Annotated in this window: 10 protein-coding genes; 1 reads left to right on the top strand and 9 read right to left on the bottom strand. The window is 61.3% G+C overall.

Translation table 11 applies throughout. The annotated features are described in order from the left end of the window. Window positions 1-88 precede the first annotated feature (88 nt). From CAG25_RS03515 to CAG25_RS03530, 4 genes are all read right to left on the bottom strand, one after another. Window positions 89-982, bottom strand: a complete 894-nt coding sequence (locus tag CAG25_RS03515) for a transglutaminase family protein (protein WP_085611052.1) — start codon at window positions 980-982, stop codon at window positions 89-91. Then, window positions 982-3,468: a circularly permuted type 2 ATP-grasp protein gene (locus CAG25_RS03520; RefSeq protein WP_085611053.1), complete on the bottom strand. Its 2,487-nt coding sequence runs from the start codon at window positions 3,466-3,468 to the stop codon at window positions 982-984. Before CAG25_RS03520 ends, CAG25_RS03515 begins: the two co-directional genes overlap by 1 nt. A gap of 88 nt (window positions 3,469-3,556) precedes the next feature. Beyond that, on the bottom strand, window positions 3,557-6,832 hold the full coding sequence (locus tag CAG25_RS03525) for a DUF2126 domain-containing protein (RefSeq protein WP_085611054.1): 3,276 nt from the start codon (window positions 6,830-6,832) through the stop codon (window positions 3,557-3,559). Between the two features lie 211 nt (window positions 6,833-7,043). Further along, window positions 7,044-9,347 (bottom strand): YgiQ family radical SAM protein, encoded by a 2,304-nt coding sequence (locus CAG25_RS03530; protein WP_007950699.1) that lies wholly within the window; start codon window positions 9,345-9,347, stop codon window positions 7,044-7,046. 159 nt (window positions 9,348-9,506) lie between these two features. On the opposite strand from CAG25_RS03530, the gene CAG25_RS03535 reads away from it, so the two are divergent. Continuing rightward, window positions 9,507-12,086: a hypothetical protein gene (locus tag CAG25_RS03535; RefSeq protein ID WP_143492877.1), complete on the top strand. Its 2,580-nt coding sequence runs from the start codon at window positions 9,507-9,509 to the stop codon at window positions 12,084-12,086. 9 nt (window positions 12,087-12,095) lie between these two features. Here CAG25_RS03535 and dnaB read toward each other — a convergent pair whose 3' ends face one another. From dnaB to rpsF, 5 genes are all read right to left on the bottom strand, one after another. After that, window positions 12,096-13,493 carry a replicative DNA helicase gene (dnaB, locus tag CAG25_RS03540; RefSeq protein WP_011332193.1) on the bottom strand — a complete coding sequence of 466 codons (1,398 nt, stop codon included), beginning with the start codon at window positions 13,491-13,493 and terminating at the stop codon, window positions 12,096-12,098. A gap of 120 nt (window positions 13,494-13,613) precedes the next feature. Continuing rightward, window positions 13,614-14,060 (bottom strand): 50S ribosomal protein L9, encoded by a 447-nt coding sequence (rplI, locus tag CAG25_RS03545; RefSeq protein ID WP_003186385.1) that lies wholly within the window; start codon window positions 14,058-14,060, stop codon window positions 13,614-13,616. A gap of 19 nt (window positions 14,061-14,079) precedes the next feature. Beyond that, window positions 14,080-14,970, bottom strand: a complete 891-nt coding sequence (locus CAG25_RS03550) for a hypothetical protein (RefSeq protein ID WP_085611056.1) — start codon at window positions 14,968-14,970, stop codon at window positions 14,080-14,082. A 36-nt stretch (window positions 14,971-15,006) separates the two neighbouring features. Next, on the bottom strand, window positions 15,007-15,237 hold the full coding sequence (rpsR, locus tag CAG25_RS03555) for a 30S ribosomal protein S18 (RefSeq protein ID WP_002551829.1): 231 nt from the start codon (window positions 15,235-15,237) through the stop codon (window positions 15,007-15,009). Window positions 15,238-15,265: 28 nt separating this feature from the next. Then, window positions 15,266-15,694, bottom strand: coding sequence for a 30S ribosomal protein S6 (gene rpsF, locus CAG25_RS03560; RefSeq protein WP_007950702.1), 429 nt, complete (start codon window positions 15,692-15,694; stop codon window positions 15,266-15,268). Between the last annotated feature and the right edge of the window lie 163 nt (window positions 15,695-15,857).

The raw sequence follows: 15,857 nt of genomic DNA on the forward strand, positions 1-15,857 counted from the left end.
GGGCATGCTCGCGAAAGCGTCGTGACATTCACTATGGATGTGACTGAAAAATTGCTTTCGCGAGCAAGCTCGCTCCCACATTTGATCTTCACTCCTCCAGTGGCAACACGGTGACGCGGACTTCCGGGTCGTGATTGCCACCGCCCAGAATCACCCCGCGCAACGGCGACACATCGGAGAAATCCCGGCCCCAGGCCAGGGTGATGTGCTCCAGTGCCGGCTGCACATTGTTTGTCGGATCGAAATCCACCCAGCCCAGCACCGGGCAAAACACCGAGACCCAGGCATGGGACGCATCGGCGCCGATCAACCGTGGCTGCCCCGGTGGCGGTTGGGTCAGCAGGTAGCCACTGACGTAACGCGCCGCCAGCCCGCGTGAGCGCACACAGGCGAGCATCAGATGCGCGAAGTCCTGACAGACCCCGCGTCGGCGCTCCAGCACTTCCACCAGCGGCGTCGCGACTTGCGTCGCTTCGGCATCGAAGGTGAATTCGCTGAAGATCTTCTGCATCAGGGCCTGCACACCCAGCATCAACGGTCTGCCGGCCGGGAAACAGCTCTCCGAGAACTCGACGAAGCTGCGTTTGAGATGCACGTAGGGCGACTGAAATCGATAGCGACAGACTTCCAGCAACGAAGCGGACAGCGGCTGGCTGCTGTAGGTCAGCGCGTTGCGGGTCAGTTCCCAGGCCGGCGACTGCTGGAAATCCACCACGGGCCGCGCCAGCACTTCGACCGTCAGCCGTGCGTTGACCTGCAATTCATCGTGGGGCCGTTCGAAGGCCAGGCGGGTCAGCGGATTGCCGAACACATCCTGCTCGTCACGGCGGGTGGTCGGCTCCGGGCTGATCAGCAATTGCTGCTCGGTGCAGCGCTGCCAGTCGCACTCGCGCGGCCACAGATGCGCCAGTTGCTGGGCCAGGGATACCGGGCTGTCGTAGCGATAGCAGGTATCGTGAAAGATCTGGTAATGGGCGCTCATCAGACGGACACCGTACGCTGGCTGACATCATCGACATGGGCGAAATGGCGCAGGGCCAGACGGTCCGACACCTGACTGCTGGCGTCGGCGATCTCCTGCAGCAAATCCGCCAGTCCGTCGAGGGCCGCACGCACGCTGGACTCGCCGAACAGGGGATTTTCCAGACAGCTCAGGTCGAAGCGCGCCAGACGCTCGACCAGCGGCGGCAATCCTGCCTCCCTCGGCATACCGAAGTCATCATTCAGCCGCTTGAGGGTGCGGGTCACCAGCTTCAACTGGAACAGCACCGCATGGGGGTTCTGCTCGTCCAGCAGCAACAGGTCGAGCACCGGAATCAACTGCGCCACCGCCAGATAACGCGAGCGATAGGTGATGCTGCTGTTGCCCAGCTCCAGCAACCACTCAAGCCCGGCCTGATCGAACGCCCCGGCGCCCCGCAGGAAACCCGCGAGACTGCCGCTGAGAAATTGCAGGCGTTCGATGCGCCGGCCGATCATCAGGAAGCGCCAGCCTTCGTCACGGGTCATGTCGTCGAGGGCAAACCCGGACAGCGCCGCCAGCGACATCACCAACCGGTTGAGAAAATCCAGCAGCTCGCCGAAGTCAGGTTCGTCGGTGTCCAGCTCCGAAGCCTCGCGTTGCAGCTCCACCAGCGCCTGCCAGTTTTCCCGGGACAACTTGCCGCGCACTTGCGATGCAGCCCACTGCAAGCGCTGCAGGTTGGAGCGCAGGCTGAACGACCAGTCCTCGCCGAGCAGCGCCGCAAGCAAGCGTTCCGGCAGTTCACCTTCGTCCGGCAGCAGCATCAGTCGCTCGCCCAGATCCACAGCGGCCTGCAAGGCTTGCGGGTCATCGCCGTCGACGTAGCGCGCGAGCATGATCCGCAGCAGCCGCGCGCTGTCGTCGCAGCGCTCGCAGTAACGGCCGAACCAGAACAGGTTTTCCACCACCCGCGACGGCAGGTACGGATCGCGGCGCACCAGATCGGGCACGCCGATATTGCGCTGGGCTTTCCACTGTTCCCCGCTCGGCGGCCGATCCCCCAGCACCCAGGTGTCCTTGCTCGCACCACCGCGCTGCATCGACACCACTTCGGCATCGGCTTCGGCCGCGACCCGGGTCAGGCCACCGGGCAACACCCGATAACCGTCGTGACTGGCCACCGCGTACATGCGCATGCCGATCGCCCGGGGTTGCAGTTGCCCGTCCTCGGGCTGCCAGATCGGCGCCTGGGACAGCTGCGCGAGTTCTTGCGCGACATAGGCATAAGGGCGGGCCTGCATGCGCGCGGCGAGACTTTCACGCTGTTTTTCGCTCAGATCCCGGCCAAAAACCGGAGGGAAGCTTTGCGACGGGAACGCCGGTTTGATCAACAGCTCCGGCAGTTTCTCCAGGGCCTGGGCCAACACCGGCGCTTCGCCGCACCACCACGTGGCGATGGAAGGCAGGATCAGGTCTTCGCCGAACAGGTACTGATTGATCTTCGGCAGAAAACCGAGCAGCCCCGGCGACTCCAGTACGCCACTGCCCAGTGCATTGGCCACCAGCACCCGGCCCTGACGCACCGCGTCCAGCAATCCGGGAACGCCCAGCGCGGAATCGGTGCGCAATTCCAGCGGATCGCAGAAGTCATCGTCGAGCCGGCGCAGGATCGCGTGCACCCGGCGCAGGCCACTGAGGGTTTTCAGGTAGACCGTGGCATCACGCACCGTCAGGTCACCGCCCTCCACCAGCGGATAACCGAGCTGGCGGGCAAGATAAAGATGTTCGAAATAGCTCTCGTTGAAGCGCCCCGGGGTCAGCAACACCACCAGCGGCGCGTCATCGTCGCAGGGAGCCTGACGGGCGAGGGTTTCCTGCAGGGTGCGGAAGAATCCGGCCAGATGCTGCACTTTCAGATCCCGATACAACTCGGGGAAGGCGCGGGACACGATGGTGCGGTTTTCCAGCGCATAACCGGCGCCGGATGGCGCCTGGGTACGATCCGCCGTCACCCACCAGCGTCCGTCCGGCGTGCGCGCCAGATCCACGGCATACAGGTGCAGAAAGGCCCCGTCCGGCGGCGCAATGCCCTGACAGGGCCAGAGGAAGTTGTTGTGGCCGAACACCAGCTCCGCCGGCAGCAGCCCTTCGCTGATCAGCCGCTGCGGGCCGTACAGATCCGCCAGCACCGCATTGAGCAGCCGCGCGCGCTGGGCGATTCCGGCGGACAGTTGCTGCCACTCGTCAGCAGCGATCACGTGGGGCAGCAGATCCAGCTCCCACGGACGATCCGCGCCTTTCGGATCCGCATAGACGTTGTAGGTCACGCCGTTTTCCTGAATCTGCCGGGTCAGCAATGCCTGACGCTGCACCAGGTGCGCCGGGGTGCTGCGCTGCAAATGGTCGACCAGTCGCCGCCAGTGCGGGCGCACCGCCCCGCTGTCGTCGAGCAGTTCGTGATAGGTGCCCGCAGTCAGCGGGTAGCGGTCAAGCAGGTCAGGCATGGAAAGCTCGGCAGCCGGCAGGGAACAGTCAGACTAACGCAGGCACATGACGCCCGGATATACGAAAAATCCGGGCGTCGTGTACGAATCAAAAACGTCGTAAATCGAGAGTCATCGGCAGTTCGTCGGAGATAGTCAGGTTCGGTACAGGAAGTTTCCCCGGCGTGTGTCCGATGCGGAAGAACCGCGCCATGCGCCGGCTCTCCGCTTCGTTGGCGTTGACCGGCAGCGTCTCGTAATTGCGCCCGCCCGGATGGGCGACGTGGTACTGACAGCCGCCCAGCGAACGCTGCATCCAGGTATCGAGCAAGTCGAACACCAGCGGCGCATGCACCGGGATCGTCGGTTGCAGACAGTTGGCCGGTTGCCACGCGCGAAAACGTACGCCGGCGACAAACTCGCCAACCCGTCCGGTCGGTTGCAGCGGCACCGGGATGCCATTGCAGGTCAGCAGATAGCGCTGCGGCGGCAGCCCCGTAAGCTTGACCTGCAAACGCTCCAGCGATGAATCGACGTAGCGCACCGTGCCGCCCGCCGCGCCCTCCTCGCCCAGCACGTGCCAGGGTTCGAGAGCCTGGCGCAATTCCAGCTCGATACCGTTGACGGCGTAATCGCCGACCTTGGGGAAACGGAACTCAAGATGCGCCGCAAACCATTCCGCACGCAGGGGGTAACCGGCATTGTTGAGTTCGACGATGACGTCGGCGAAGTCCTGTTCGATGAAGTGCGGCAACATGAAGCGGTCGTGCAGCTCCGTACCCCAGCGCGCCAGTTTCGGCGGCGCATAGGGCTCCCGCCAGAACCGCGCCACCAGCGCTCGCAACAACAGCTGCTGCGCCAAGCTCATGCGCGCATGGGGTGGCATTTCGAAACCACGCAACTCCAGCAAGCCGAGGCGCCCGGTGGCGCCGTCCGGTGAATACAGCTTGTCGATGCAGAACTCGGCGCGGTGGGTGTTGCCGGTGACGTCGATCAGCAAATTGCGCAACAGGCGATCGACCAGCCACGGCGGGCATTCCTCTCCCGGCGCCGGCATTTGTGCGAAAGCGATTTCCAGTTCATACAGCGCGTCGTTGCGCGCTTCGTCGACCCGCGGCGCCTGAGAGGTCGGGCCGATGAACAGACCGGAAAACAGGTACGACAGTGAAGGATGGTTATGCCAGTAACTGATCAGGCTACGCAGCAGGTCCGGACGGCGCAGAAACGGTGAGTCGCCCGGTGTCGCGCCGCCGAGCACGAAATGGTTACCACCGCCGGTGCCGGTGTGCCGCCCGTCGACCATGAATTTCTCGGTGGACAGTCGGGTCTGGCGCGCTTCTTCGTACAGAAACTCGGTGCGTTCGACCAACTCGTCCCACGTCGCGGACGGCTGCACGTTGACCTCGATCACGCCGGGATCCGGGGTGATGCGGAAATTGCTCAGGCGCGGATCGCTCGGCGGCTCGTAGCCTTCCAGCAACACCGGACAATGCAGCTCTTCGGCGGTGGCTTCGATGGCCGCGACCAGTTCCAGATAATCCTCGACCCGCTCCAGCGGCGGCATGAACAGGTACAACCGGCCTTCCCGGGCCTCGGCGCACAAGGCGGTGCGGGTCAGCCAGTCGGCGGACTCATCGATCTTCGGTACACGCTCGTCTGCCGGAGCCGGCTCACGGTGGTCGTTGAGCTGCGATGTTTCGGGCAGCTCGGGGAAATCCTGGTTCGGGTCGTTCGGATGAATGAACGGATACTCCGCTGCCTTCACCCAGGGCTGCGAGCCCAGCGGCAGGCGATAGCCGAGCGGTGAATCCCCCGGCACAAGCCGGCAATGCTCATCGCGCAGATACCAGCGCCCGCTCTGCCACTGATCGCCCTTGGCGGTGCGCGCCAGCGGCAACACTTGGCCGATGATCTTGTCCAGCCCCTGACTGAACACCTTGCGCAGTCGCGCACGTTCCAGCGGCTCCTCCAGACGCGAGTCTTCGGCGCTGACGTTGCTCGGCAAGGCGCCCTCGCGCCAGAGGTAATAGAAGTTGTCTTCGTAGGCCGGGAACACGAAGCGTGTCGGCAGTTTCAGGCGCTCGGCGACACTCGCCAGAAAGCGCCCGGCCAGCTCACCCGTAGCGCCGTAATCCTGCTGCTCATCGGCGATCAGTGCGTTGTTGTGCCAGATCGGCACACCGTCGCGGCGCCAGTAACAATTCAGTGACCAGCGCGGCAGTTGCTCGCCTGGATACCATTTGCCCTGGCCAAAATGCACCAGCCCCTTGGGCGCGTAATGCTTGCGCATGCGCTGGAACAGTTCGGCGGAGAGCCGGCGCTTGTCCGGACCCAGCGCGGCGGTGTTCCACTCGGCGCCGTCGGGGTCGTCGATGGACACGAAGGTGGGTTCGCCGCCCATGGTCAGGCGCACATCGCCTTCCAGCAGATCGGCATCGATCTGCCGGCCCAGCGCCTGGATCGCCAGCCATTGCTCATCGGTGTAGGGCTTGGTGACCCGGGGTGCTTCCCAGATCCGCTCTACGGACATTTCGTGGCTGAACTCGCACTCGCAAGGCTCCACCAGACCACTGATCGGCGCCGCCGAGGACGGATCGGGACTGCAGGCCAACGGGATGTGCCCTTCCCCGGCGAACAGTCCGGAGGTGGCGTCGAGGCCGATCCAGCCGGCGCCGGGGAGATACACCTCGCACCACGCGTGCAGGTCAGTAAAGTCCACTTCGGTGCCGGACGGGCCGTCGAGGCTTTTCACGTCGGCGGTCAATTGAATCAGGTAGCCGGAGACGAAACGCGCCGCCAACCCGAGGTTGCGCAGCAGTTGCACCAGCAACCACGCCGAATCACGGCAGGAACCGGAGGCATGTTCGAGGGTGTGCTCCGGAGTCTGCACACCCGGTTCCATGCGAATCAGGTAATTGATGTCTTCGCTCAGACGCTGGTTGAGCGCCACCAGGAAATCCACGGCCGGCAACGGCGTGCGGTCGATGGCGTCCAGATAGGCCTTGAATGTCGGCGTCAGCGGCAGGGTTTCGAGGTACGGCGCCAGTTCCTTGCGCTCATCGGCGGCGTAGGCGAAGGGGATTTTCTCGGCGTAGGGTTCGAGGAAAAAGTCGAACGGGTTGAACACCGCCATCTCGGCCAGCAGATCGACCTCGATCCGCAGTTCGGCGGTTTTCTCGGGGAACACCAGCCGGGCGAGGTAGTTGCCCTGAGGGTCCTGCTGCCAGTTGATGAAGTGCTGCTCGGGCGAGACTTTCAGTGAATAGGACAGAATCCGCGTACGGCTGTGGGCAGCCGGGCGCAGACGCACGATCTGCGGGCCGAGTTCGACAGCGCGGTCGTAGCGGTAATGCGTGACGTGATGCAATGCGACATGAATCGACACGGCGTGCCTCCTGCGAGCCCAAGCGTATTCGAAAGCGCGCAAGACTTATGCCATGCAGAGGCTTGGGCGCTTTCCCGGAATGCTTAGGGCAGTACAGCACCAAAATCGGGCGATGCGGTGAAATGGTTTGGCACAGTTGCACGCAAATGTTGCGAGGCACAACGCAAAACGCCAACCCGAAGGTTGGCGTTCTGTTCAGCTCAAGTGCGTTTCAGCGCGGTACGACCGGCTTGCGTGCCGGTTTCGGGCCTTTGCCTTTCGCCGCTTCCTTGCGCTCCTTGGCGGCCTGCTGGTTGCGGGCGAATGCCGCGGCCTTGGCCTGTTCACGCTTGTCCCAAGGATTGCCGCCGTCACTGGCGCGCGGAGGCAGACCGGTGTGCTGCGTGAGGATCTTGGTGGTCTTCTCTTTCGCGACCTTGTGGCTGCCGGCCGGTGTCGAGTTTTTGCGACGGGCACTCTGATAGCTGTCGGTGGCCGGCTGGTGCAGCGGGATCAACTGGTTCTTGCCCGGCCCGATCAGGTCGGCACGGCCCATGCGGGTCAGCGCTTCACGCAGCATCGGCCAGCCTTTCGGGTCGTGATAACGCAGGAAAGCCTTGTGCAGACGACGCTGCTCTTCGCTCTTGACGATGGTCACGCCGTCGCTCTTGTAGGTGACCTTGCGCAGCGGGTTCTTGCCCGAGTGATACATCGCGGTGGCGGTGGCCATCGGCGACGGATAGAACGCCTGCACCTGGTCGGCGCGGAAGCCGTTGCCCTTGAGCCACAGGGCCAGGTTCATCATGTCTTCGTCGGTGGTGCCCGGGTGCGCGGCGATGAAGTACGGGATCAGGTACTGCTCTTTCCCCGCCTCCTTGGTGTACTTCTCGAACATGCGCTTGAAGCGATCGTAGGTGCCGATCCCCGGTTTCATCATCTGGTTGAGCGGACCTTCCTCGGTGTGTTCCGGGGCGATCTTCAGGTAACCGCCGACGTGGTGGGTCACCAGCTCCTTGACGTACTCCGGCGACTCGACCGCGAGGTCGTAACGCAGGCCGGAGGCGATCAGGATCTTCTTCACACCCGGCAACGCACGGGCGCTGCGGTACAGCTGAATCAGCGACGAGTGGTCGGTGTTCAGGTTCGGGCAGATGCCCGGGAACACGCAGGACGGCTTGCGGCACGCGGATTCGATTTCCGGGCTCTTGCAGGCAATGCGGTACATGTTCGCGGTCGGGCCGCCGAGGTCGGAAATGACGCCGGTGAAGCCCGGCACCTTGTCGCGGATCTCTTCGATTTCGCGAATGATCGACTCTTCGGAACGGTTCTGGATGATCCGGCCTTCGTGCTCGGTGATCGAGCAGAAGGTGCAGCCGCCAAAGCAGCCACGCATGATGTTCACCGAGAAGCGGATCATGTCGTAGGCCGGGATTTTTTCCTTGCCGTACGCAGGATGCGGAACACGTGCGTAAGGCATGCCGAACACGTAGTCCATTTCTTCAGTGGTCATCGGAATCGGCGGCGGGTTGAACCAGACGTCGATCTCGCCATGCTTCTGCACCAGCGCACGGGCGTTGCCCGGGTTGGTTTCCAGGTGCAGCACGCGGTTGGCGTGGGCGTACAGAACCGGGTCGTTACGCACCTTTTCCATCGACGGCAGGCGGATCACGGTCTTGTCGCGGGTCATTTTCGGGCTGGCCAGGATCTGCACGACCTTGGCTTCTTCCGGGTCTTCAACCGGGCCCTTCTCTTGCTCGATCGCGCAAGCCTGAGTGTCCTGGGTGTTCACATACGGGTTGATGATCTTGTCGATCTTGCCCGGACGGTCGATGCGCGTGGAGTCGACTTCGTACCAGCCCGCGGGTGTGTCGCGACGGATGAACGCGGTGCCGCGCACATCGGTGATGTCTTCGATCTTGTGACCGTAGGACAGACGCTGGGCGACTTCGACAATCGCCCGCTCGGCGTTGCCGTACAGCAGGATGTCGGCGCTGGCATCGATCAGGATCGAGTTGCGCACGCGATCCTGCCAGTAGTCGTAGTGGGCGATGCGGCGCAGGGAGGCTTCGATACCGCCGAGCACGATCGGCACGTGCTTGTAGGCTTCCTTGCAGCGCTGGCTGTAGACCAGGCTCGCGCGATCGGGACGCTTGCCGGCCATTCCGCCCGGGGTGTAGGCATCGTCGGAACGGATTTTCTTGTCGGCAGTGTAGCGGTTGATCATCGAGTCCATGTTGCCGGCCGCGACGCCGAAGAACAGGTTCGGCTCGCCGAGCTTCATGAAGTCGTCTTTGGACTGCCAGTTAGGCTGCGCAATGATCCCGACGCGGAAGCCTTGGGACTCCAGCAGCCGGCCGATGATCGCCATGCCGAAGGACGGGTGATCGACGTAGGCATCACCCGTGACAATGATGATGTCGCAGGAATCCCAGCCAAGCTGATCCATCTCCTCCCTGCTCATCGGCAGGAACGGCGCTGGCCCGAAACATTCGGCCCAATATTTTGGATAGTCAAATAACGGCTTGGCTGCTTGCATGTCGATAACCGGTGTTGGCTTTCATTGAATTCGCGGGCGCGGAATATAGCACAAATTTTGACCAATTCCGACGACTGTGGTCGGTTTCTCTCAGCCTCGTCCACGGCCAAGCACTTTGTTCAACAAATGGGTTCACGACTTATTCAAGGATGAATACACATGCCTGTAAAACCACCCTCCAGAGGCGTCACCACCGTCGAAGTTCACAATCCACCTTCGACTTCAGCGACCAACCGTTCACCACAGCCCCCCGCTTCGCCTCTGATTCCCCCGGTCGTACGCCGCCCCCCTTCTCAACCTGCACCGGACAGGACTCCGGCATTTGCAGACCCGGACACGATCTCTCCCGCACCAGCCGTGACCTTCGACGAAATCCATTCCTCCCCGAGGGCAACACCGGTACGTCCTTCGTTTGATACCTATCGCATCCGTTTCGGGTCGCAACTGCCAGAGGCCGATGCGCAAGGCTTCAGAAACTTCAAGGGGCGACTGTTCGTCGATGCGTACGATGGCAGCGTCCTGCAGGTTGGCCTGGACCCTGACAGCCGACTTTACCGGGCAAGGCTGAGCAATGAATTGAATCCCTCGGGCCCTGTTCTCGTTCAGGATCCCCAAAACAAGCGATGGCATCCGGTGGATGATTTCGAGGCTGAACCCATTGCGTTGACTTCCAGTCGACTGGAAGCGTTCAGGACGCCTCTGAATTTCGTCGGTGTCGCGCCGGACAGTGACGGTCTGCACAGCTTCGAAGGTAAGCGCTACGTGATCATCGACAGCCAGGCCTATCAAGTAATGCAGGACGTCGATGCATCCTCTCCCGCACACAAGGTCTGGCGGGTGGTCAAGCCGAAAGATCCTGTCGCCACTGACAGCGAAAACATCTACCGCGCCAGTCGGGGCGGTGAAACGCTGGCCATTGCCCGCACCGCCGACGGTTTTTGGGGTTTCAGTCTCGACGGACTAAAGGGTGGCATGCGTCGCAACGCGCAAGCTCAGGACAGCAAAGCCTATCTGCTTCAACGGCATGAACCCATCAGGAACGCCTTCGATGCCCTGGCCGCATCCAACAGGCGCTATGGCGAACTCTGGGCCAGCGCCGAACACCTGCCTGAGGGAGGTGACGCCGAGAAAGCCGCGCTGATCGAACTCGAAGTGCATGTGATCAAACACACAAGAATGCAGGCCGATTACGTCAAATCACTGATCGATAACAAGGACTGGTTGCTACTGCTCAAGGCTGGCGGGCTCTACAAAACCGAGCTTCATGCTCAGCAGATCAACAGAATCGACTACCTCAACAAATTGATTGCGGTCATGGATCGCAGGGTTCTGCCAACCCTGGATGTGATTACCGTCGAGTCGCTGAAGCGCAACCTTGTCCATCTCAACAAAAAGCTGAAGATCATGGACGATCGCCAGGCTGTGATGGATCAGATTCTAAAAGCTGATCGTAGCGCCCAAGGGGAGCTGGATGACATGAATCGCGGAATCCCCACTGTTGACCAGATCAACACCAGTAAATACAACATTTTCCTGCGCCTGATTTCTGACGATCCACAAAACCCGTCAAATCATGGCATGCGCACTGCCATGTCGATGCATTTGCTCAAACATGACCTGAACGAAGTTTCCGGATATCCCGAACCTCTCGCGCTGCAACTGGCGATCGAGAGCATCAAAAGCGACAGGGCCGGATTGGTGGCATTGATCACTTCGACACCCGCTACAAGGGCAGAGTACGTCAATCAGGCACTGTCACTGATGGATACCTTCGAATCGAAAATCGAAACCCGGCTGAATGAAATCTATGATCGGGTTGGCAGCAACAACGAACTGCCTGGCGACGATCATGATATCGACTTCGACTTCCTCCCGGCGCAACCTTCAGGAGCCGCCGAAATCGCAGCGCCGCGAAAGTTGTTCCGAACCCGTCAACATGGCACCTACCGGGTACTGGTGGGCGTTCAGGACACCGCTGCGGACGGCAGTGTCACGCTCAATGTTCCCGACATCTTCAAACCGAACGATCCACCTCAACGGTACGAGAAGAGAGAGGGTGAATGGCGGCCAGTGCGCCCCGCCCCGGCACCGGTTCCCAAACCTCAGCTGATGAACGAAGCCACAGCACGCCTTGGCAACGTGGAGGCGCATCTTGCCCAGGCAAGGATGATGGAAAACCGAAGGGACAACCCGACCACCATTGTCGAATACCTGGGGGCCGAGGTGGATCGACTCACAGATCTGGCGAAACGCCTCGAGACCCTCGATCAAATGGCAGTAGACGCTGAAACCACAGGTTTGATCGGGCGTCTGAAAGCTGCCGGCGACTCAATGGACGCCGAAGGCCAGGACATTCTGATACGGATGTATAAAAACAAGGATGTGCTGGACGTCCCGCGCCTGAGCTTCCTGCTCGATCACGCCCAGCTCAAGGTGGTCAAAACGGTGGCGCGCAAGCAACTGGGCAAGGGCAAAGACAGGTCATTTCTCGACGTCTATTCGATCATGGACCGCTCGGACAACACACCATTGTGGGAGGCCCACTTTCATTACGACAGGCAAGACCGCGCTGCGCTGGATTACACCGTCAAGGGTGCACATCTGAAAACGCTGGAGCAGCGCCTGCTCGGCAGCTCGTTTCAACAGCGCGAAGAACAGGCTGGGCGGCCCCACCAACGGATCTGGCGAGAACTCATCAGCCCAAGGGTTGCCCAGAAACTGTTTGATCATCTGGCGTGATCAATTGCGTTACTCGTCGTCGTCGAAGTTGTAACTGCCCGGCGCGAGGTTTTCGAAGCGGGTGTACTTGCCGATGAAGGCCAGGCGGATGAAGCCGATCGGGCCGTTCCGCTGCTTGCCGATGATGATTTCGGCAATGCCCTTGTGTTCGGTTTCCGGGTGATACACCTCGTCCCGGTACACGAACATGATCACGTCGGCGTCTTGCTCGATCGCTCCGGATTCCCGCAAGTCGGAGTTCACCGGGCGCTTGTTGGGACGTTGTTCCAGGGAGCGGTTGAGCTGCGACAGAGCAACTACCGGGCAGTTGAATTCCTTGGCCAGGGCTTTCAAGGATCGGGAGATCTCGGAAATCTCGTTGGTCCGGTTGTCGCCGCTGGAACCCGGGATCTGCATCAGCTGCAGGTAGTCGATCATGATCAGGCCGATGTCGCCGTGCTCGCGCACCAGACGCCGGGTTCGGGCACGCATCTCCGACGGGCTGATGCCGGCGGTGTCATCGATGAACAGCTTGCGGTCGTTGAGCAGGTTGACCGCCGAGGTCAGGCGCGGCCAGTCGTCGTCTTCCAGCTGGCCGGAACGCACCTTGGTCTGGTCGATACGACCGAGGGACGACAGCATACGCATGATCAGCGATTCGCCTGGCATCTCGAGGGAGTACACCAGCACGACCTTGTCGCTGCGCAACACGGCGTTTTCCACCAGGTTCATCGCGAAAGTCGTCTTACCCATCGAAGGACGGCCGGCGACGATGATCAAGTCGGCCGGTTGCAGTCCGCTGGTTTTCTCGTCGAGGTCGGTGTAGCCGGTGGACAGGCCGGTGATCGAGTCGGCGGTGTTGAACAGGGTATCGATGCGGTCGATGGCCTTGGTCAACAGGTCATTCACCCCCACCGGGCCGCCGGTTTTCGGCCGGGCTTCGGCAATCGCGAAGATCTGCCGCTCGGCTTCGTCGAGGATTTCCTCGGCGGTGCGACCTTCAGGGTTGAAGGCGCTGTCGGCAATTTCCGTGCTGATACCGATCAACTGACGCAACGTCGCACGCTGGCGGACGATCTGCGCATAGGCCTTGATGTTGGCGACGGACGGCGTGTTTTTCGCCAGTTCGCCCAGGTAACCGAGGCCGCCGACTTGCGAGGTCTGTCCTTCCTTGTCCAGTTGCTCGGCAAGGGTCACGACGTCGATCGGCAGGTTCTGATCGGCCAGTTTGGCGATCGCACGGAAAATCAGACGGTGGTCATGCCGGTAGAAATCGCCGTCGGAGACTTGATCGAGCACGCGTTCCCAGGCGTTGTTGTCCAGCATCAGACCACCGAGCACGGCCTGTTCGGCCTCGATGGAATGCGGCGGCACCTTCAGCGCGGCAGTTTGCAGATCGTATTGCTCGGGAGCGGAGATTTCGTTCATGGCCACTTTTTAATCAGGAAAAGCAGGGAGTGCAGAAAGACAAAGGGCACGACCTGTAAACAGGATCGTGCCCGATGTTAACCGTCTGACGGACAGGCCGCCAGTCGATCAGGGTGTTGCTTAAGCTGCTACCACGACAACGCGCACGGTGGCTTCAACTTCGGCGTGCAGGTGCACAGCCACGTCGAATTCACCCACGTTGCGGATGGTGCCGTTCGGCAGACGAACTTCGCTTTTCGCCACTTCAACGCCGGAGGCGGTCAGTGCGTCAGCGATGTCGTGAGTACCGATCGAACCGAACAGCTTGCCTTCGTCGCCAGCGGTGGCAGTGATGGTCACTTCCAGCTCGGCCAGTTGGGCAGCACGGCTTTCAGCCGATGCCTTACGGTCTGCGGCGGCTTTTTCCAGCTCAGCGCGACGCTCTTCGAACGCAGCCAGGTTGGCAGCGGTCGCAGCGGTGGCTTTGCCGAAAGGCAGCAGGTAGTTACGGCCGTAACCGGCCTTAACGTTTACTTTGTCGCCCAGGTTGCCCAGGTTGGCGATTTTTTCCAGAAGGATCAGTTGCATGTGGAAATCCTCTTAACTTTTAACCTTCACCGTTCGCGTTATCGGTGTCTTTCGACACCCGACCGCGAAAATCAATCAGGCTGTCGACAATGGCCAGAACCACGAGCAACGGATAGATCAGCTGCATGAACAGCAACAGCGTCACGTACAACCCCACCAGCCAGAAACCGGCCAGTCGCCTTTGCGCCACCAGCCCGTGAATCAGGGCCAGCCCGGCAAACACCAGCGGCACACTGCACAACGGCGTCAACATGGCCATCTGTGCACCGAGATTCGGGCCCAGAAGCATCAACGCCAGCAGCAACATCGCCGGTCCCAGCGGGATCCGGATGGCGCGAAACTCGCGACCAAAACCACCCGGGTTGTACAACAACGCCTGCCAATAACGCCCGACAATCAGGCTCAGCACGCTGACGATCTGCAACAAGGCCGCAATCAGGCCGGTCAGGACCGGTGCGATCAGCGACGCGAAACGCGCCTGCTCGTCTACCGACAATTGTTGGTAGGCATCACCGAGAAGCGCGGGCATGACCTTTACCAAGGCCTGCGCCAGCATCTCGATCTGGGGCGCGAACGCCGCCCCGAGCACCACTGAAAACACCAGCCCCATGGCTACGCTGACCAGCAGCGTACGGACCCAGGACTCGCTTGCGCGCAACACCAGCGCAAGCCCCGAAGACCCCAGCAGCACCAGAAGCGCCCGTGGGTCATCGGCATACAACCACCAGATCAATGCCGGCAGCAGTCCCAGCGACACGACGCCCAGGGCGTCGGCCAATCCGCGCCGCAGAAGCACCAGGCTCCCGGCGGCGGCACCCAACCAATACAACAACGGCAATGTTGCACACCCGGCCACTACGAGAGTGGCCTGCATACGGCCGCGCATGATGAACTCAGCTAAGGCACGCATGCATTCAATCCTTTGCTACTTGTCGACTGCCCGGTCTCAGCGGCCGTGGCTGTCGGTGTAGGCCAGCAGGGCCAGGAAGCGGGCGCGCTTGATAGCGGTGGCCAGCTGACGCTGATAACGAGCTTTGGTACCGGTGATGCGGCTTGGAACGATTTTGCCGGTCTCGGATACGTAGGCTTTCAGAGTGTTGAGATCTTTGTAGTCGATCTCCTTCACGTCTTCAGCGGTGAAGCGGCAGAATTTACGACGACGGAAGAAACGTGCCATTTGATAGGCTCCTTAAAAGGTCCGTGGATTACTCGTCAGCGTTATCGCTGTTGTCGCTGTCGCTATCGCTGTCATCGCCATCGGCGCTGCCATCGTGCTCAGGACGTTCGCGACGCTCACGGCGCTCACTGCGGTTTTCTTCAGCCTTGAGCATCTCGGACTGGCCGGTAACGGCTTCGTCGCGACGGATGACCAGGTTACGGATCACTGCATCGTTGTAGCGGAAGTTGTCTTCCAGCTCGGCCAGGGCCTTGCCGGTGCACTCAACGTTCAGCATCACGTAGTGAGCCTTGTGAACATTGTTGATTGCGTAGGCCAGTTGACGACGGCCCCAGTCTTCCAGACGGTGGATTTTGCCGCCGTCTTCTTCGATCAGCTTGGTGTAACGCTCAACCATGCCGCCGACTTGCTCGCTCTGGTCAGGGTGGACCAGAAAGATGATTTCGTAATGACGCATGAATGCTCCTTACGGGTTGTAGCCTGCCGCTCAAAAACGGTCAGACAAGGAGTGAATGACACTTATGGACTTGCTGGCGCGGGGCACATGCATGCCTGCCGCCACAGCAAGGGGCGCAATTGTAGAGAAGGGACTGAAGAGGTGCAAGGCAATTGGTGATTAT

The sequence above is a fragment of the Pseudomonas sp. B16(2017) genome (genome assembly GCF_002113205.1).
Taxonomy (GTDB): Bacteria; Pseudomonadota; Gammaproteobacteria; order Pseudomonadales; family Pseudomonadaceae; genus Aquipseudomonas; species Aquipseudomonas pharyngis.